The sequence below is a fragment of the Mucilaginibacter endophyticus genome (genome assembly GCF_003351025.1).
GTDB lineage: Bacteria > Bacteroidota > Bacteroidia > Sphingobacteriales > Sphingobacteriaceae > Mucilaginibacter > Mucilaginibacter endophyticus.
Window position 1 is genome coordinate 641,379 of record NZ_QPCG01000004.1, and the last position, 19,155, is coordinate 660,533.

Annotated in this window: 20 protein-coding genes; 10 read left to right on the plus strand and 10 right to left on the minus strand. The window is 43.8% G+C overall.

The window, feature by feature from the left end:
- Position 1 precedes the first annotated feature (1 nt).
- Positions 2-793, minus strand: a complete 792-nt coding sequence (locus tag DUL71_RS19670; protein WP_112572759.1) for a succinate dehydrogenase cytochrome b subunit — start codon at positions 791-793, stop codon at positions 2-4.
- Between the two features lie 168 nt (positions 794-961).
- Between DUL71_RS19670 and DUL71_RS19675 the strand changes: the two genes are divergently transcribed.
- Positions 962-2,110: a hypothetical protein gene (locus DUL71_RS19675; protein WP_114939682.1), complete on the plus strand. Its 1,149-nt coding sequence runs from the start codon at positions 962-964 to the stop codon at positions 2,108-2,110.
- On the opposite strand, the gene pdeM is transcribed toward DUL71_RS19675, so the two are convergent.
- The gene (pdeM, locus tag DUL71_RS19680) at positions 2,107-2,766 is read right to left on the minus strand and encodes a ligase-associated DNA damage response endonuclease PdeM (protein ID WP_114939683.1); all 660 of its coding nucleotides are present in this window, start codon (positions 2,764-2,766) and stop codon (positions 2,107-2,109) included. The genes DUL71_RS19675 and pdeM overlap by 4 nt on opposite strands.
- Before the next feature lie 737 nt (positions 2,767-3,503).
- On the opposite strand from pdeM, the gene DUL71_RS19685 reads away from it, so the two are divergent.
- Positions 3,504-3,881, plus strand: a complete 378-nt coding sequence (locus DUL71_RS19685; protein WP_114939684.1) for a DUF6249 domain-containing protein — start codon at positions 3,504-3,506, stop codon at positions 3,879-3,881.
- A 108-nt stretch (positions 3,882-3,989) separates the two neighbouring features.
- On the opposite strand, the gene DUL71_RS19690 is transcribed toward DUL71_RS19685, so the two are convergent.
- Both DUL71_RS19690 and DUL71_RS19695 read right to left on the minus strand, forming a co-directional pair.
- Positions 3,990-4,505: a DinB family protein gene (locus DUL71_RS19690; RefSeq protein ID WP_244228799.1), complete on the minus strand. Its 516-nt coding sequence runs from the start codon at positions 4,503-4,505 to the stop codon at positions 3,990-3,992.
- Entirely contained in the window at positions 4,480-5,694 is a 1,215-nt protein-coding gene (locus tag DUL71_RS19695) for a sensor histidine kinase (RefSeq protein WP_114939685.1), read from the minus strand. The genes DUL71_RS19690 and DUL71_RS19695 overlap by 26 nt, the downstream gene beginning before the upstream one ends.
- 169 nt (positions 5,695-5,863) lie before the next feature.
- Between DUL71_RS19695 and gltX the strand changes: the two genes are divergently transcribed.
- A complete protein-coding gene (gltX, locus tag DUL71_RS19700; RefSeq protein WP_114939686.1) occupies positions 5,864-7,387 on the plus strand; it encodes a glutamate--tRNA ligase in 1,524 nt (507 codons plus the stop codon).
- 213 nt (positions 7,388-7,600) lie between these two features.
- On the opposite strand, the gene DUL71_RS19705 is transcribed toward gltX, so the two are convergent.
- The 5 genes from DUL71_RS19705 to DUL71_RS19730 form a co-directional block, all read right to left on the minus strand.
- Positions 7,601-8,356, minus strand: a complete 756-nt coding sequence (locus DUL71_RS19705) for a 2-phosphosulfolactate phosphatase (protein ID WP_114939687.1) — start codon at positions 8,354-8,356, stop codon at positions 7,601-7,603.
- A 64-nt stretch (positions 8,357-8,420) separates the two neighbouring features.
- Positions 8,421-9,500, minus strand: a complete 1,080-nt coding sequence (gene gcvT / locus DUL71_RS19710) for a glycine cleavage system aminomethyltransferase GcvT (protein WP_112572746.1) — start codon at positions 9,498-9,500, stop codon at positions 8,421-8,423.
- Between the two features lie 405 nt (positions 9,501-9,905).
- Positions 9,906-10,394, minus strand: coding sequence for a TlpA family protein disulfide reductase (locus tag DUL71_RS19720; RefSeq protein ID WP_112572744.1), 489 nt, complete (start codon positions 10,392-10,394; stop codon positions 9,906-9,908).
- A gap of 39 nt (positions 10,395-10,433) precedes the next feature.
- Positions 10,434-11,450: a Gfo/Idh/MocA family oxidoreductase gene (locus DUL71_RS19725; RefSeq protein ID WP_208645604.1), complete on the minus strand. Its 1,017-nt coding sequence runs from the start codon at positions 11,448-11,450 to the stop codon at positions 10,434-10,436.
- 123 nt (positions 11,451-11,573) lie between these two features.
- Positions 11,574-12,179 carry a DUF4142 domain-containing protein gene (locus tag DUL71_RS19730; protein ID WP_114939690.1) on the minus strand — a complete coding sequence of 202 codons (606 nt, stop codon included), beginning with the start codon at positions 12,177-12,179 and terminating at the stop codon, positions 11,574-11,576.
- A gap of 528 nt (positions 12,180-12,707) precedes the next feature.
- On the opposite strand from DUL71_RS19730, the gene DUL71_RS19735 reads away from it, so the two are divergent.
- The 7 genes from DUL71_RS19735 to DUL71_RS19765 all read left to right on the plus strand — a co-directional run bounded on the left by DUL71_RS19735 (position 12,708) and on the right by DUL71_RS19765 (position 18,271).
- Complete coding sequence (locus DUL71_RS19735) at positions 12,708-13,313, plus strand: hypothetical protein (RefSeq protein WP_114939691.1); 606 nt, start codon at positions 12,708-12,710, stop codon at positions 13,311-13,313.
- 39 nt (positions 13,314-13,352) lie between these two features.
- Positions 13,353-14,012 (plus strand): DUF6624 domain-containing protein, encoded by a 660-nt coding sequence (locus DUL71_RS19740; RefSeq protein ID WP_114939692.1) that lies wholly within the window; start codon positions 13,353-13,355, stop codon positions 14,010-14,012.
- A gap of 72 nt (positions 14,013-14,084) precedes the next feature.
- Positions 14,085-14,648 (plus strand): hypothetical protein, encoded by a 564-nt coding sequence (locus DUL71_RS19745; protein ID WP_114939693.1) that lies wholly within the window; start codon positions 14,085-14,087, stop codon positions 14,646-14,648.
- Between the two features lie 263 nt (positions 14,649-14,911).
- On the plus strand, positions 14,912-16,309 hold the full coding sequence (gene fumC / locus DUL71_RS19750) for a class II fumarate hydratase (RefSeq protein WP_114939694.1): 1,398 nt from the start codon (positions 14,912-14,914) through the stop codon (positions 16,307-16,309).
- Between the two features lie 52 nt (positions 16,310-16,361).
- Positions 16,362-16,943: a fumarate hydratase gene (locus tag DUL71_RS19755; RefSeq protein WP_161964471.1), complete on the plus strand. Its 582-nt coding sequence runs from the start codon at positions 16,362-16,364 to the stop codon at positions 16,941-16,943.
- Positions 16,943-17,737 (plus strand): S1/P1 nuclease, encoded by a 795-nt coding sequence (locus DUL71_RS19760; RefSeq protein WP_114939696.1) that lies wholly within the window; start codon positions 16,943-16,945, stop codon positions 17,735-17,737. The genes DUL71_RS19755 and DUL71_RS19760 overlap by 1 nt, the downstream gene beginning before the upstream one ends.
- Positions 17,738-17,836: 99 nt before the next feature.
- A complete protein-coding gene (locus DUL71_RS19765) occupies positions 17,837-18,271 on the plus strand; it encodes a low molecular weight protein-tyrosine-phosphatase (RefSeq protein WP_114939697.1) in 435 nt (144 codons plus the stop codon).
- Positions 18,272-18,404: 133 nt separating this feature from the next.
- On the opposite strand, the gene DUL71_RS19770 is transcribed toward DUL71_RS19765, so the two are convergent.
- Positions 18,405-18,905: a GNAT family N-acetyltransferase gene (locus DUL71_RS19770; RefSeq protein ID WP_114939698.1), complete on the minus strand. Its 501-nt coding sequence runs from the start codon at positions 18,903-18,905 to the stop codon at positions 18,405-18,407.
- Between the last annotated feature and the right edge of the window lie 250 nt (positions 18,906-19,155).

Sequence of the window (19,155 nt, forward strand, 5' to 3'; positions counted from 1 at the left end):
CTTAGTGAGCTCCCTGGGTTGATAAATAGTAATAATAAACCGGCATGGCGGCAAAAGCAAGCGGAATAATAACCGCGAACAGCCATGTGCCAATAAAATAAACTACCGGAGTATATTTACGGTGTACCCAGCCCAGCGTACGGAACGCGCTCTGGAAACCATGTAACAAGTGAAATGCTACAGCGCCCATGGCTATTACGTAAAATATAACGTAAATAAGGTTGCTGAAGCTATAAGCAACACGTGCGTGCAAGTCCTTTACCCTAACAACTTCCACATTGTTTTCGGTTGATACCGAGTGACTGAATTCGGCGTTAGCAGGAGTATAATCACTAACTTTTGTTTCGCCTGTTGCCAGATCGGTACGGTACTCTTTAAAGCCCATGGTTTTGTCGTTGTGGTAACGGAACCAGAAATCGCCCATGTGGATAACGATAAACAGGAACATGATTGAACCTAAAAGGCCCATGTTTTTTGATGACCATGAGGCATCAGATTTTGCCGCTACTGCATAGCGTACCGGGCGGGCTTTACGGTTTTTGACAGTCAGGATCAGGCCGTATAGTGCATGCACCAAAATAGAAAGGTACAACAGGTATGCTATAACTTCAATAGGCGGGAAATGCGTAAGGAAGTTGGCATACACGTTAAAACTGAAACCGTTATCGTTGTTAAACAATAGCAGGTTGCCGCCTACGTGCACAATTAAAAACGTGCACAGAAACAAGCCTGTTAAAGCCATGATCAGCTTTTTGCCCAGCGACGAGTTTAAGGTTTGTTTGAATTCGCTCATTATGAATTGGATTTATAAGGCAAAAGTATTTATTAAATAACAAAACATAGAAGAGGTTTTGGCTTATTGAACACCAAAAATCTATTTAGAATCAATCTAAAGCAATGCGTTCTTTTTTTATGCCAATTATGCCTGTTGTACTATATTAGTGCTGTCTAAATTTTATCTATGAAATATTTTTCGGTTGTTTTACTTGCCCTTACCATCAGCGGATGCACTACCAAATACGCTCATGTTGAGTTTGAAGGAACCGCTAAAGGCGTTAAAAGCGGCGTATTTATTGTTAAAGACCATTCAAAAAACTCGCTTTACGGAGTAAATATTAAAGATGGCAAATTTCATATAGAAAGCAAGGTGCTTGAGGTGCCCGGCTATTATGTGATGGATATAACCGATGATGCCAATTCGCGGGAGCAGCACAATCCCTTTGAGATTTACCTGGAAGATGGGAAATATTCCATTGAGGCCGAAGCGGATAAGCTTGCAAATTACCCCAAAATAACCGCCCCCTCATCTGCTACGCAACAGCAGTTAACAGCATTTTATACCATGGTTGACCAGATGAATGGCGACCTGAACCAAAAACTGGCCGAGCTAAACGCTAAAGTTAACAGTAAAGCATCTGATGCCTTACCCAAGGATCAGTTTAACGCCCTCCTTAATTCGGTATCTGAACTGGAGGGTAAAAAGTATGGTATAGTGGAGCAGGCATTTGAAAAGTATGTAACCGAAAACCCACAGAATACCATAGGCGCGCATGTTATGCTGAGGCAGGATTATGAAAGCGATCCGGTTTTTTATAACAAGATCTACCAGAAATTTAGCCCGGCAGTTAAGGCTACCGAAGATGGCAAAGAGATTGGTGATAAATTAAGTAAACTGATAAAATTGGTACCCGGCCACGAAGCGCCACCCATTGCAGGGAAATTGATAGATGGTAAGCCTTTTGATCCGAAGGGCATGCACAAGAAAATTTTCCTGGTGGACTTTTGGAGGGCAGGAAACCAGATTGCCCGGATCAACCATGCTGAAATTAAAACTATGCTTAAAGACCTCGGCAAAGGTGGCTTTGAAGTGATCAGCGTATCGATGGATACCAAACGGGATTGGTGGACAACCGCCGTTGATGAAGATAAAATAACCTGGACACAGGTATCAGACCTGAAAGGCGATGATTCGCCTAATACCCAGAACTGGAGCGTAACCCGGCTGCCACGCTATGATTTGGTTGATGGCGATTGGCATATCATTGAGCGGGACATTACTTTTAGCCAGGTTTATTTAGAAGTTCAGCAGTATTTAAAAAAGCATCGTTAAGCAATAGCCACAACCTTATCTTTTAAAACGGCGAAGATCCTGTCGGTTTGAACACTGCGGATAGCTATCCGGCCGGTAAATTTTCCGAACGAGGGCAAGACCCCCTGTTTGCTTCCAAAGGCAAAACAAGGGAGCGTAATGCTTTGGCGCGCCTTGCCGCTCAGGTTTACCCCGGGGTGGATGTGCCCGCAGAAAACGTAACCCGCTTTTTCCTCCTGATCATTGGCCAGCGGATGGTGCATCATCAGGAATGGGCCTATCAATAGTTCGTCGTGCAGCTCGATATTCAGGTTGTGGTAATGTTTATCGGCAATGATATCATGATTGCCCCGGATCAGCACAATCTGTAATGCCGGGAACTGGCTTCTCCAAAGAATAAACCAATCCCAATCGTTATTCATATCGCTATGGAACAGATCCCCCAGAAAAATTAACTTCTCCGGTTTGTATTCGTAAATCAGGTCCGACAGTACAGCCAGGTCGCTTTGCTCCATATCGCGCGGTACTGCTATGCCCGCCTTGCGGAAATGCCCAACCTTGCCCAAATGCACATCTGCAATGATCAGGGCGTTTTGTTGATGCCAGTAAATAGCTTTTTGTGGTAATAATAAAAGATCCTGCCCCAGCAGGTTAAAAGAAGTAGCCGCACTAATCATTAAGGCAAATGTACTACGAAATTTTAAGTTGATTGATTCTGTTGATCCACATATAAAAATTTTGTCATGCTGGGTGGAAGAAAATAGAGATCGGTGAAGGTCAAATGACATATCCGCCGCGTCATTATAAGGCACGAAGCAATCGCGCAGAGGCAGGTAACGACTATTGTTGTAATGAACTTACATCGTCGCGCTCTTGGCCGCGCGGGGCCAGGTACTTTTGTCGCCACAAAAGTACCCAAAAAGGCTTGCAGCAGAAAGGCTTCTTTGCGCACACCCTACCCTAAGTCCACCGCCCGGCCCTTGCCCTGCAAAACGAACAGAACCACGGGCTGCAATTATTTTGCCCCGATTCGCCCTATCCCCAGCTTCTGCAAAAACTTGCTATGCCCCTGCAGCCGCACGTTCCCCACATTGTTCTGCCCGCTTTCACCCGAAGCTGCTCTGCTGCGAAAAACATCCGGTTTTAATTATGTCATGGGTAGGTACGAAGGATCTTCTACACCATGCACGACGGCTCTGTATATTGAAGAAGATTCTTCGCTTTCGCTCAGAATGACAGCCGCTTTTAAATATGTTATCAGGTGCTCATTTCTGTCAATAAACAAAAGTTTATTATTTTTTTATTTTGGGTGTAACCTGTTTAAAAAACGTGTGGTCATAGTTTACAAATACGCCACAACGGGGTATTTGCAGAGATAAAGAACAATATTAACTTAATTAAAAAAACAAATATTATGGGCGCAGGTGAATTGGGTGTATTAGCAGGAATAATAATACCCCTCAGCTTATTCGCAATGATCTTCGGGATCGTTTATTTAAACAAACGGGAGAAATTAGCAATGATCGAAAGAAACATGGATCCAAGGAGTTATAAACCGCAGTCGGCTCCTTATCAAAATTTAAAATGGGGCTTGCTGCTCATCGGTTCAGGTATCGGCTTGTTTTTAGCCTATGTTTTAAACCGTGGTATATTCAATAGTTTTGATGACGATGTTTTCTTTTTATATGTATCGCTAATAGCTGTTTTTGGAGGAGCCGGTCTGTTTTTATCATACCGCATCGAAAAAAGGGAAGTGCTTGATAAAGAAGAGCAGCGTATCGAGAAATTATAATAACACATTAGTGAGTAAAGCCCCGGTCAAAAGAACGGGGCTTTTTTTGTTGAGAGTTATCGCTGTAAAGCACGGATGGCTGATTGCCAGAAAAGTATTTTGAGTGTTCTACTCAATCCCGTACCGCTCTTTAAATAAATTTAAATGATGACGTTCATGTCCGGCCAGCATATACACAAATGATGCAACGGTAAAAAGGTGGTTACTGGCAATCCCGGTGCGGGCTAATTGCTCATCGGTGAAAGCTTTAACCATATACAGGTTACCCTGGCGTAAGGCCCGGAACTCTTCGGCAAGGTCTTTTATATCCTGGCTATTAAAATCGGTGTTGTTAACATATACGTCCTGATCAAAACCAGGTAGTTCGGTATAGTTGCGTGAAAATACCAGCGCGCGGTAGGCAAAGGTTCGCTCGGTATCAATCATGTGGCCCAAAGCCTGTTTAACTGTCCATTTGTCCGGAGCGTAGGCATATAAACCCTGCTCGTTGGTTAAATTGCTGAACAGCTTGTAGCTGGTATCCATTTGCTGTTCAAGCATGTTAATTACATCATTGTCGCCAACAAGCCCTACATATCCCGCTGCAAATGGCGAATAATCACCTGGTTTTGGTTTTGTTATCATTGCGCGTGTTTTTTAATACTATCCTGAAAGTTGTTCCCTTCCCTACTTCCGAATCTTTCACAAAAATTTGCCCGTTATGGTAGTTCTCCACTATACGTTTGGTAAGCGATAAGCCCAGTCCCCAGCCCCGCTTGCGCGTAGTATAGCCCGGTTGAAAAACGGTATCGAATTTTGAACGCGGGATACCTTTGCCGGTATCCGTAATATCAATAAAGATCTGGTTTTTTACCTTGTTTCCGCTGATCTCCACCTTGATACTGCCCTTGCCCTCAATGGCGTTAACGGCATTTTTTAGTATATTTTCTATCACCCAATCAAACAGCGGAATGTTAAGTCCGGCTTTTAAGTGTGGGTTTCCGGTAAGTTCAAAGCTGATGTTTTTGCTTACGCGGACTTTAAAGTAATCAACAAAATCTTTCACTACAGCATAAACACCGTGCTCTTCCAAAACTGATTTGGAGCCTATTTTAGAAAAACGATCCGCCACAATTTCCAGGCGTTTTACATCGTTCTCCATCTCGGCTATCAGCACATCGTCTTCGGCGTTAAATTTCTCCTTCATCAACTCAATCCAGGCAATGAGCGATGATATGGGCGTGCCCAACTGATGGGCAGTTTCCTTGGCCAAACCTACCCAAACCTGGTCCTGCTCCGATTTGCGCGAGGAACTAAAAGCCGTGTAGGCCGTCAGTAAAAATATGGCAATTACCGTGAGTTGGACGTATGGAAAGAGCCGAAGCTGCGTAAGCAGCGGCGAATCTTTATAGTAAACATAATTGTCATCGCCCAAAACCTTAAATTTGATAGGTGCATGCTGCTCCTTCATGTAGGCCAGTTCTTCCTTAAAATAGCTTGGGTCGTATTTTTTCTTTTTATACTCGGCTTCCAGCTTGGTGTATACTTTGGAGGTGTCCAATCCACGGCTTAAAATGATCTCTCCTTTTTCATCAGTAATAATGGCGGGCACTGTTAAGCTGTCGCGTACAGCAATTACGTAGTTAAAAAAGTCGTCATCGTCCGAATTGAGTAACTGCCTCATCGTCATGGCCCAAACCTGGGCGCGTGTGCGCTCGGAGCGGGCAATGTTTTTTACCAGGTAACGGGTATAAACCAATGAGCCAATTGCAATTACTACGGCAAACGTAAGGAGTAAATATTTCCAACGTTTTTTCTGTTGATATGGGTTCATGCTGGGCACAGCCCAAATAACGTAAAATTGCTTTGTAAAATATAATTTTTGTTAGTGGTTCATAGTTGATGGTTCATTGTTCATAGTTGCGCCATTTCTGCTATAATACTATGAACCATGATCTATGAACTATAAGCTTTCCGCTTAATAACCTATCTTTGCCCCCATCATGACCGATAAAAAAGTAAGAGTCCGTTTTGCGCCGAGCCCGACCGGTGGTTTACACCTTGGTGGTGTGCGCACCGTATTGTTCAACTATTTATTCGCCAAAAAACATGGCGGCGATTTTGTTTTACGAATTGAGGATACCGACCAAACCCGTTACGTGGAAGGTGCGGAACAATATATTTTAGACTGCCTAAAATGGTGCGGTCTGCACCCGGATGAAAGCCCAGTTGCCGGAGGCCCGTATGCGCCATACCGCCAAAGCGAGCGTAAAGTGCTTTACCGCGAATACGCCGAACGCCTGGTGATGGAAGGTCATGCTTATTATGCCTTTGATACTGCCGAAGAGCTGGACAAAAACCGTAAGGAAATTCCTAATTTTCAGTACGGCTTAGCTTATCGTCATACTTTAAGAAACTCGCTTTCATTACCGCAGCACGAGGTGGATGAATTGCTTGCTGCCGGAACACCGCATGTGATCCGCATTAAAATGCCGGAGGGCGAAACCGTTAATTTTAACGACATGATCCGTGGCCACGTGAGCTTTGAAACCAGCCAGGTTGATGATAAAGTATTATTGAAAGCCGATGGTATGCCTACTTACCATTTGGCCGTTGTTGTGGATGATTACTTGATGAAAATCACCCACGCTTTCCGCGGCGAGGAATGGTTGCCATCTGCCCCCGTGCATTTACTGCTTTGGGAATATTTAGGCTGGAAAGCCGATATGCCGCAATGGGCGCATTTACCGCTGATATTAAAACCGGATGGACATGGCAAACTGAGCAAGCGCGATGGCGCCCGTTTGGGCTTCCCGGTTTATGCTATGAACTGGTTTGATGCAAAATCGGGCGAATTAACGCAGGGCTTCCGTGAATTGGGCTTTTTGCCTGAAGCATTCCTGAACCTGCTGGCAACTTTAGGCTGGAACGATGGTACCGAGCAGGAAATTTTTACGCTTGACGAACTGATTGAAAAATTCTCGATAGAGCGTGTTAATAAATCAGGCGCTAAGTTTGATTTTGAAAAAGCCAAATGGTTCAACGCCGAGTGGATTAAGAAGTCGGAAGTTGAAAGTTTGAAGTCGGATGTTATAAAAGTGTTTGCTGATAAAGGCGTTGTTGTTAACGACGATGTGTACCTGGCAAAAGTTATCGGGTTGATCAAAGACCGTTGTGTGTTACTGCCTGATTTTTATCAGCAGGCAGGCTTCTTTTTTGAGCAGCCAAAGGAGTATGATATTAACGCGGTAAAACCTAAGTGGACTGATACCAAAACAGAGTTTTATCGCGAGTTCATCGCCCTGTTAAATAATGAATCTACTATCGATGCGCATGAACTGGAGGCTAAGTTCAAAGCACTTGGTGAGCAAAAAGGCTTAAAGGTGGGCGATGTGATGCTGCCATTCCGCATTATGCTGGTAGGTGGCAAATTTGGCCCGCATGTATTTGATATCGTTGCCCTGCTTGGTAAAGAAGAAACCATCAGCAGGATTGAAAAGGCCTTGGTGGAGTTTACCGCGGCGTAAATAAAAAGAAAACGTCATTGCGAGGTACGAAGCAATCCCCGATTAGGTTCGACCTGTAAAGTTTGGGATTGCTTCGTAACTCGCAATGACGTTTTAAAAAAGGCTGTCATGCTGAGCCTGTCGAAGCATGGTGGGAAGGCCTCTGCGCGCGAGTCTTCGACAAGCTCAGACTGACAGGCCTTCGCTCAGTGTTGTTTTTTAAATATCGCTTCTTTATACCGCCAATTTCACCAGCTTCTCCCCTTCTAAAATTGGAATAGCCGTAGTAAAATCAATTTGTAAGCAAAACTCAATATCTTTTTCGATGCCTAATTTCTTAAGGCGTTCGCCGTGGGATGTTTTCTTGAGATAAACATTGATATCGTTTTTCCCAGCCTGGAAAAGATCGTTGGCTGCAATAGCGGCATCGTCAAGTACAAAACCTTTATCTTTTAACTGGTCAACCACAGCGCCTGCAAACAGGGTGTCTTCCAGGTTGAAATTATTTTTCCAGCCGGCACATACCAGCAGGATGTTTTCATTTTGGGTGTTAAGCCAGTTGCTTAAGGCGGTAAGGTTCAGGAACGAACCGATAACAATCTTTTTAGCACTTCGTGATAAATGAAGCGCGTGCGTGCCGTTTGTAGTAGTTAGCACGATTGTTTTACCGGCTACTTTTTCTTTAGTGTATGAAAATGGCGAGTTGCCAAAATCAAAACCATCAACTACCGATCCGTCGCGCTCGGCGGCAAGAAGGTAATCCAGCCCTTTCTCTCTATACGCGGCACACTCCTCAACTTGTGATACCGGTATAATAGCCTCAGCACCGTTTTCAATACCATAACATATAGATGATGTTGCCCTGAAAATATCAATAACCACTACAATATAATCTTCCACATTAAAAAGTGGCAGCAATGCGGGGGTAAGGCAAACGTGTGCCCCCCGGCCCCCTGAAAGGGGAGTTTGTGTATTAATATTCTCGGACATTTGTTGTGTAATTTATTTAAAACTTTACAGGTAGTTCCCCCTTTAGGGGGTTAGGGGGCGAGACCTATTTATAAAACGGAGGTTTTACAATCTGCGCTTTGATTTTATTGTCCCTGATGCTGATGTAGATTTCGGTACCTTCTTTAGCGAAAGCGGTATCTACATAGCCCATACCAATAGCTTTTTGTAATGATGGCGACTGCGTACCCGAAGTTACTTTACCAATATTGTTACCATCGGCATCAACAATAGCGTAATCATGACGTGGAATACCACGGTCAATCATTTCAAAGCCAACCAGTTTGCGACTTACACCTGCTTGTTTTTGAGCCTGTAAAGCTTCGGCATTGGTGAATTCTTTGTTGAATTTGGTAACCCAGCCCAAGCCGGCTTCAAGCGGTGAGGTGTTATCATCAATATCATTACCGTAAAGGCAAAAGCCCATTTCCAAACGTAAGGTATCACGTGCGCCTAAACCAATTGGTTTAATACCGAATGGCTCGCCGGCTTTGAAAATGGCGTCCCAAATCTGCTCTGCGTATTGGTTTTCAAAATAGATCTCGAAACCACCAGCTCCGGTATAGCCTGTAGCTGAAATCAATACGTTATCAATACCTGCAAAAGTTCCTTTTTGAAAAGTGTAATATTCCATAGACACCAAATCAACTTCGGTAAGGCTTTGTAAGGCTTCAGCAGCTTTTGGTCCCTGGATGGCCAATAGTGAGGTACGATCAGATATGTTTTTCATATCTACACCATTGGTATTGTATTTAGAGATCCAGTCCCAGTCTTTTTCAATGTTTGAGGCATTAACAACCAGCATATAGGTTTTCTCATCGATACGGTAAACCAATAAGTCGTCAACAATACCGCCGGTTTCATTTGGCAGGCAAGAGTACTGCACTTTGCCGTCGTATAATTTCGCGGCATCGTTGCTGGTAACACGCTGGATCAGGTCAAGCGCGTTATCGCCTTTTAAAATGAACTCGCCCATGTGGCTCACGTCAAAAACGCCAACTGCCTTACGCACAGTTTCGTGCTCGGCGTTAATGCCTGCATATTGAACGGGCATGTTGTAACCGGCAAATGGAACCATTTTGGCGCCGGTTTTTACGTGGATATCGGTTAATGCGGTATTCTTCATCGTCAACTTAAATATTGGCCGCAAAGGTAACTATTCTGAATCGTAATCAGTACCCCTGGTTGGTTTTGATTATGTTGATTGCTTTATGATTTTCTCACCGGCCTCTGCGAGTTTAAGTAAGTTGAACCCCTCTGGGGTTCGGATAAGGGGTGGGACATTATTTTCTACAAACCTTTTCCCCCTCTGGGGGATTTTTACAATTTTAATAAACAGTATTAACTGAGATGTGCTTAAGGACAGCTGCACCAGAGGTGCAAAAGGTTTGTAGCCTATATTTTCGGTAATGTTCCTTTGCCCCGGAGGGGCAAAACTTAAATATCCGAGGTGTCTCCGATGGGAGGTTAAACAAAAAATCCGGTTAAACTTCACGAAGTTTAACCGGATTTCTGTCAGCATTAAAATACTTTATACTTTTTTAAGCGTTTCCATCAGCACCGGAATTTTTGGCACTTTTGGATACGACTGGAATAGTTTACCATACTTATCATAAATAGCAATGTATGGGGTGGTTTGTACGGCGTAAAACCTTTGCACAAGGTATGTATAACCCTCGGTACCAATGGTGATGTTGTGGTATTTGGCCAGGTCAAAATCGCGCTGGAATGTTTGAATGCCTTTAAGCATAGGCATAAAGGTGATCATCACAATCTGCACATCTTTTAATTTAGGCAGCTCGGGTTTAAGATCATACATCAGGTGCTGGCAATGGCTGCAATCAGGCGAAAAATAGATCACCATTACCGGCTTGTTTTTTTTGAGGTTTGCAGGAGTAACGTAAACACTGTCTGTAGTGAGGATGTGATATGGCGGTAAGCCCGAGTTGGCAGGTGGCGTTTGTGCCTGGCTGCACCCGGTGGCAATAATCAGACAAAGCAGTAAATACAGTTTCTTCATTATTTTAATTAGCGTTTAATAAGCATAGTTACAACATTTTTAGCTTTCAAGCAATTCAATTTGCCAGGCAACATGCTCTTCGGTTACAGGGAATAACGCGTTTTCGCGCACGGTATGATATACGGCGTCAAATATCCCGTTATAATTACCTTTTGGTGACTTTATCCACTCTATGGTTTTTTGGCCGTCGGCACCCATTAGTACCAGTTTGCCGTCGCTGCCTTCCGGTTCAATGCCAAAGCCCTCGTCGGTAGGCATCATATCAGCATCAAGCTGGGCTTCCTGAACATCGGTACGCATTTTAACAAAGCTGCCCAAGGTGCCGTGAACTACAAAGCCGTAAGTATGCTCGGCAATCAGCAGGCCCGATGTTAGGTAAACATTAAGCTGGTTGGGGTATTTGAGGTGGATGTTGAAATAATCATCAACCTGCGAGCCTGGCCTGTACGCGGCAGTGGTTTTTTCATAGCTCAATGGTCGGCCAAAAATGCTGATAGCGTTGTCAACCAAATGCGCACCAAGGTCATAAGTAAGGCCACCTCCGGGAACGCCCGCGGTTTCCTTGAACTTTTTAACACCGATGGCCATGCGGTACCTGTCAAGCCTGAAATGAACCTCCATCAACTCCCCTAACCTGCCGCTTTCAATTACCTCTTTTACCGAAAGGAAGCCGCTATCGTACCTGCGGTTTTGATAGATCATCACTTTCAGATCAAGCTTTTTACCCAGATCATACAGCGCTTTTACCTCATGAGAAGTTACCGCAGCCGGTTTTTCGATCAAAACATGCTTGCCCGCGTTCAGGGCCTGTACGGCGTAATCAAAATGGGTATTGTTTGGGGTGTTAACAATGATTAGTTCTATTTCGTCATCATTCAGCAACTCATCGATAGTATCATAGCTAATTACATCCGGATATTTTTTACCGGCCTTTTTTTCATGGCGCTCAACTACAGCCTTAAAAGTAAAGCCGGGATTGGTAGTTAAAAACGGGGCATGAAAAATCCGTCCCGACATTCCGTAGGCCATGAGGCCGGTTACTATTGGTTTCGACATAATGTTTAAAGTAGATTTTACTGTGTTAAAAGTATCGTTTTAGCTACACCCGTACAAGTTATAAAAAAGAAAAAGGGAGATTGTTACATCTCCCTTTTCCGTTCTGAATTAATCAATAGCTGATTATTTCATGCCTTTTTGTATCGCCTCAATTTCGGCTAAGTGGTGCTGAATGGTAGGCAATGTTTTAGCCGCCCACGCTTTCAGGTCAGGATCTTTGCAGTTTTTAGAAGCATCTTCAAACATTGAAGCTACTTTTTTATGGCCGCTAACCATGGCATCAACATAAGCTTTGTCAAAGTCGGCGCCTGATTTAGCGGCAAGCTCGGTTTTCTTTTTCTGATGATCGGCATCCGGCTCAGTTGGCAGGCTGATGTTTTTAGTTTTGGCAAGCGCCATCAGCTCGTCATTGGCTTTGGTATGGTCGGTAACCATCATTTTGGCAAAGTCTTTTACTTTGGCGTTGGTAGCTTTTTCGCTGGCTAACTGACCGATTGCCACTTCGGCTAAGCCTGCATTGGCTGCACCGGTAGCAAATTTAGCGTCGTCGGCAGTAACCGCGATGCCCGTAGCGCCGGTAGTAGTGGTGTCTTTAACTTTGTTGGCGCTGTCGGCAGTATCTTTTACAGCTGCCGAACTATCTGCGGCACCATTTTTAGCGCCGCCATTACACGCCTGGAACGATAAGGCTGCAAGTGCCATCATCGCTATTAAACTTAACTTTTTCATAGTAGGTGTTTTATGTGTTTGTTTGTCAGTTATAACATTTTATAGTTAATTAAGTTTGATTTTCTTATTTGTAAAATTTAATAACTAAGATTGAGCGCAATCATAGTTACTCAACTGCTTTTCTTTAACTCTCTTTCAAGAGTAATAGGTTATAAAAGGGCAATGCGGAAAATGACAGGCCTCTTAGCTGACTCACCCGGTCTGCGCTACGCTGGACCACCCTCTCTCCGGCTTTGCCGCAAAGAGGGTAAGAAAGTTTAAAATTAAAACTCCCCTCTTTACCCGGAGGGTAGAGAGGGGTGACGAGCGCAGCGATGTCGGGGTGAGTCGATAAAGCGCGATCATTTACACAATTACCGTCTGGGCGGCTATTACCTTTCCGTACGGGAGAATATCACATATTATTTCTCTTTATCAGCTAATAAAGACCTCCACCCTCTTATTCACATATTAATGAATATTTAACAATTGTTTAAAAGCACTTTTATAAGTTGAGGTTTATAATAACGCGACTAAATTATACCTGATATGTTAATAGGATCATTGTTTTTGGGCAAGGTGCATGAAGTAAACGGGCAGTGGATAGAGACCAAATTTGTGGTTATTGGCATTCCGCTGTTCCCAACCAGTTCTATGTTGGTAACCCGATCGGCCTGGCGAAGCCGTAACGGGTTTAATATCCCGCTGAACTATCAAAGCATTATTGCCGGTTATGCCCGCATGTTTTCGCTGATCATCGCTTTTATAGCTTTTATATTGTTTTTTATCGAGCGTGATTCAACCGCCTCTATAATTGGGGGAGCAGGTTTATTGTTATGGCTGTACTTTTATTTTGTATTTGGCAGCGCCGATACGGCAGAGGCCGAAGAACGCAAAAAAATGGGCGACCTTACCGGCCTTTACATTAAACCGGAGTGGCTTGATCATGATGATGCCTACAGGATCTACGAGCGTCTTGAGAAAAAATACCGGACTGAGTTTGATGGTGCCGATTGGCTTACCGATTTGCAGCAAAATGAGATAGCGCCGGCCAAGTTGCCGCTGTTATACGCGTTATCGCGGTTTAACTACTCGTTAGGTGCTACGGACTGCAACAGGAAACTGTTTGAAAAGGCCGATAGCTTATACTTGTAACACAGGTTTTTGCGTTTATTTGCTTAAACCTTATTTACTATGAAAAACCTGATCCTCGCCCTGTTGCTTTTGATGGCCTGCACAGCATCTGCGCAGCAAAAGTTTAACCCTGTTTTAAAAAAGCAGCTTGACAGTGTGCTGGCCCTTGATCAAAAATACCGCGAAATACTAACTTACTTGATGGATCCGGGTAAAAAGGATTCGATACTGAAAACGCTGCCTGTTAAACCCGAAGAAGCAACAGGCTACTATTGGAGACTCCAAAGCCTGGCCGATTCAACCAATCTTGTTTTTATTGAGAACGTAGTTGCAAAATACGGCTATCCCGGCAAATCACTTGTTGGCGAGCCAACCAATGAGGCTGTATGGTCGGTAGTGCAGCATTCGCCTAAAATAGATAAATACCTTCCGGCTATAAAAACTGCTGCCGAAAATAAAGAACTACCCTTCAGGCTATACGCCATGATGCTCGACAGGCAGTTGATGTATGAGGGCAAAGAACAGATCTATGGTTCGCAGGCTACATCAAAGCCGTTACGCAACGGTCAAAAAGTGGGTTACTATGTTTGGCCCATCAAAGATGCCGCTAAAGTGAACGAACGCCGTAAACAAGCTGGCTTTGATCAAACTGTTGAACAAAATGCTAAAAGGCTGGGTGTTGATTATAAGGTAGTAAAAATTGAAGATGTGAAGTGGTAGTGGGGAGACATAGGGATAAAAAAGCCCCCTGCCGTTGTACATCCACAACGGCGAGAGAAATTTTTATATCATATGAGTATAAGCGAAAAGTACGATCGGGAAATATCAAGAATTTCTGAGTTAAGTGTTTCAGTCGAAACCAGATTTATTTTTTCCAATGTCCTGCTTTTTCGGGAATATCAATCCAGACTTTTTGCATGGAAGTTGGCTTTGAATTTTGACGGAAACGACTTCTTCAATAAGAGGAAATCTTACCACAATCTTTTTACTGACTTGAATCCAGCCTGGATTGAAGAACTGGTACCAGAAGATAAGATAGTGAAAGACTTGAATTCTGCGGGCTGGCACTTTGTCCGCTCCGGCTATAGAGAGTTTATGGGATATTTTATGTTCTTATTTGTGAATTGGGAGATCTTTAAAGCAGAAAAAGAAGTTACGCGGTTTATTAATTTACCTCATCCTTATGAACCTCTTTTTATGATTTTGCAAAGGCGAGGCTTAATAGATTTCTCTGACAATAAGTTTGTAATTAATGGACGAACTTATTTAAAGTATGATAACACTTTTAGATTACCATCAACAGATAGTGATTTTTTAAACTTTATCGATACAAAATCAACAGATTTTCCAAATTAAGAAACCGTAAACAACCTTTGGAATGAATACAGAGCCGAACAAGACAAAGCATTGAAAAATAATGAGCTGCTATAATATCATCGAAAGTTATCCGTCTGGAATCATTTAGCAAAACTAAATGGCAACATCAACAATGACGGGCGTTCTGTTAATTCCTGAATTCCGTAAATTCGGATTCAGACACTCTCCCATCAAAAAGTTTACACCCTGCGTTCCCCCGCATCATATAAAAACATAACTTTGCCCCTGCAAAATTTAATACCATGAGTTTCAGAACCGAACACGATACCATGGGCGAGGTACAGGTACCTGCCGACAAATACTGGGGAGCGCAAACCGAACGCTCACGCAATAATTTTAAAATTGGTCCGGAAGCATCAATGCCAAAGGAAATTATCGACGCTTTCGCTTACCTGAAAAAGGCTGCCGCTTTTACTAATACCGATTTAGGTGTATTGCCGGCAGAAAAACGCGATTTGATTGCACAGGTGTGCGATGAGATCCTGGCTGGCGGGCTGGCTTCGGAGTTTCCGCTGGTAATCTGGCAAACAGGCTCGGGCACGCAATCAAACATGAACGTGAACGAAGTTGTTGCTAACCGTGCACATGTATTACAAGGCAATAAACTGGGCGAAGGTAAAACCTTCATTCACCCAAATGATGACGTGAACAAATCACAATCATCAAACGATACTTACCCAACTGCCATGCACATCGCGGCATACAAGATCCTGATTGATGTAACTATTCCAGGTATTGAAAAACTGCGCGATACTTTGCAGGCAAAAGTTGAGGCATTTAAATCGGTAGTAAAAATTGGTCGTACCCACCTGATGGATGCTACCCCGCTTACTTTAGGCCAGGAGTTTTCAGGCTATGTTTCACAATTGAACCACGGTTTAAAAGCGTTGCGCAATACGCTTGACCACCTATCAGAACTTGCACTTGGCGGTACTGCCGTAGGTACAGGTATCAATACTCCTAAAGGCTATGATGTAAAAGTTGCTGAGTATATAGCCCAGTTCACCGGCTTGCCATTCATCACCGCCGAAAATAAATTTGAAGCCCTTGCCGCTCATGACGCCATTGTTGAAAGCCATGGCGCGCTGAAACAAATAGCGGTTTCGTTGATGAAAATTGCTAATGATATCAGGATGCTGGCATCTGGTCCGCGTTCGGGTATTGGTGAGATCCATATTCCGGATAACGAACCTGGATCATCTATCATGCCAGGTAAGGTTAACCCAACCCAAAATGAGGCTGTTACCATGGTAGCTGCACAGGTTATGGGTAACGATGTGGCTATTTCTATCGGTGGTTCAAACGGCCATTACGAGCTGAACGTATTTAAACCGGTTATGGCCGCTAACTTCCTGCAGTCGGCAAGGTTAATTGGTGATGCCTGCGTATCATTCAATGATCATTGCGCGGTAGGCATTGAGCCAAACTATGAAGGTATCAAAAAACACCTTGAAAACTCATTAATGCTGGTGACCGCGCTTAATCCTCATATCGGTTATGAAAACGCGGCTAAAATTGCTAAAACAGCACTTAAAAACGGCAGCTCACTACGCGAAGCAGCTATTGGCTTAGGCTTACTAACCAACGAGCAGTTTGACGAGTGGGTACGCCCTGAAAATATGATAGGCAGCTTAAAATAGTAGCCTCACCCCAACCCCTCTCCTTTGGAGAGGGGCTTTTTAATTTTCGCTTATGCAAAAACGCTATAGCTTTCTCTTTTTTTCTTTCAGCTTTCGGCTTTTCGCTTTAAGCCTTCCGCTTTCCGCTTTCAGCTCAAAGAAAGCCTTTCGCCTTTTACCTTTCGCCTTTTGCCTAATCGTAGCCTCTTGCAGCAGGAACCCTGATATGCAGGAGCCGGGAGATAGCAAACTGCAGGGGGAGTGGCGGCAGGATTCGGTACCGGCGCAAAAAAGCCTGGTAACATATTCGCTATACGACATTAAATTCAGCTGCGATTCATTTCTTTTGAAGATTAGTACCGTGAGCAAGGTTAATTACGGTGCGGATACCTGCATGAGCAAAGGACATTGGGCCGAATATGTACGGGGAACTTACTCGCAAAGACAGGATACGCTGCACATTAAAGGTCAGTTTTGTAATGCCGACGGCTCGTATAAAAATGAACAGGGCTGTTTCAGGTTTGGCGATTATGAAGAATATTTTAAAGTTCACCTCACTGGCGATTCGCTCATCAGGTTTGTAAGTACATCCAACGTGATACCTATCAACGCGCATCTAATTAAAAGAACAAGCTGTATTCCAAAACCATTGTAATGAAAACACAAATTTTAAAGAAACTTTTACTGCTGGTGGCTATATTTTATATCCCCCTGCAAAGTATGGCCTGGGGCACCAACGGGCACCGCATTTGCGGACAGGTTGCCGATAGCTACCTTACCCCTAAAGCCCGTAAAGCCATAGAGGCCATTTTAGGCAACGAGTCAATTGCGATTACCAGCAACTGGGCCGATTTTATCAAATCAGATCCTGCATATGGTTACCTGTATAACTGGCATTTTATCGATTTAGATAAGGCTTATACTTATCCGGAGCTGCAAGGCTATCTAAAAGCGGATACAGCCGTTGATGCCTACACTAAAATGAACTTTTTGATTGCTGAAATTAAAAAGAAAACTACCACCAAAACCAACAAGCTGCTTTACCTGCGGATGCTGATACACATCGTTGAAGACGTACACCAGCCACTTCATACCGGCCATACCAGCGATAAAGGCGGTAACGATGTAAAAGTTCAGTGGTTTGGAAAAGACAGCAACCTGCACTCGGTTTGGGACAGCCAGCTGATTGATTTTCAGCAGTTGAGCTATACCGAGTATGCAACCATGATTAACCATACTACTGCTGCCCAGCGCGCCAAATTGCAGAAAGACCCGATAAGCCAATGGTTGTTTGAAAGCAATCAGATTGCCGAAAAGCTGTACACTGATGTTAAACCAGGCGAAAACCTGAGCTACAAATACAACTTCAAATACATTGGTATCCTAAACGACCAGATGGTAAAAGCCGGCGTTCGTTTGGCCGGTGTATTGAATCAAATTTTTGGTTGATTGGTGAATGGTTGATTAGGTGAGTAGTTAAGCAGTTACATAACCACTCACTTAATCAACCCAATCAACCACTCTCCTTCCACCCAATCAACCTAAAAAATGAAAATACTAATGGTATGCCTCGGCAATATCTGCCGTTCGCCGCTGGCCGAAGGGATCATGCAGCATCTGGCAGATGAAAACGGCCTGGGCTGGGATGTGGATTCGGCGGGTACGGGCAGATGGCATATAGGCGAAGCTCCCGACAGACGCTCCATCCGTGCTGCACGGAACCACGGTATAGATATCAGCAAGCAGGTTTGCCGCCAGTTTAAACGTGCCGATTTTGACGAGTTTGACCACATCTTTGTAATGGATCGCAATAACCTGAGCGATGTACTTGATATGGCCCGCAACGAAGAACAGGCAGCAAAAGTAAAACTCCTGTTAGGCGATAAGGTAGTGCCGGATCCTTATTATGATGACAGCCAGTTTGAGCCAGTTTTTGAATTGATTGAAAGCGGTTGTAAAGATATTATTGAAGGGTTGAGGTAAAATCCTATGTCATTGCGAGGAGCTGCACGGCCTTGTGCGATGGCGCGACGTGACAATCCCGTAGCTGTGCATATTCGCCTTGTATGGCTACGAGATTGCCGCGCTTCGCTCGCAATGACATCTCTTTTATTACCTACCGCTCAATCCTGAAAAACGGCACATCCTCGCCGTACCAGAATACAATTCCTTCCTTTGCAAACCCGGCTTTGATCAGTACCCTTTGTGATGCCACGTTTTGCGGATGGGTAACGGCACAAACCTCTTTCAGGCCAATTTTATTTAAGCCATAGCTAACCAAGGCCTCTGCCAATTCGGTGGCAACGCCCTGGCCCCAGTATTTGAGGTGCAGGCGGTAGCCCAATTCAATCCGGCTCTTGTCATAGTCGCTGGGTTTGAGGGCACAAACACCTATAAAATCATTGTCGGCAATGTTGAATACTCCCCACCTGCCCAGGCCCGAACCATTTTTGTATTCTTTCAGGGTATCCTTAAAAACCTGCTTACTCTCCTGCGGGGTACGTTTCTTTACGTATTGGGTAAGCCGGTCGTCTTCGTCTATTATGAGTAAAAGTTCTTCATCTTCGGCTGTAAGTTCACGGATGAGCAAGCGCGGCGTTTGGGTGATAATATTCATAGGTATTCAAAAATATATTTTTTGAACCTGTGTTGTACATTACTTAGGTAAAACATATGTCAATTAATGGGTTTCACAAGCGAATTTTGCGGCGCACGGTCTTGAAATGTAATAGGAGGCACCTATGGAGCCTCAATATCTGCCTTGTTTTTGACTGTAAACATGATACTCCTATGGAGTTTAAAAAGCATGCATAGAACTCCATAGGAGTATCATGTTTATAGAAATGAAACAAATCCTTTTGGCTCCG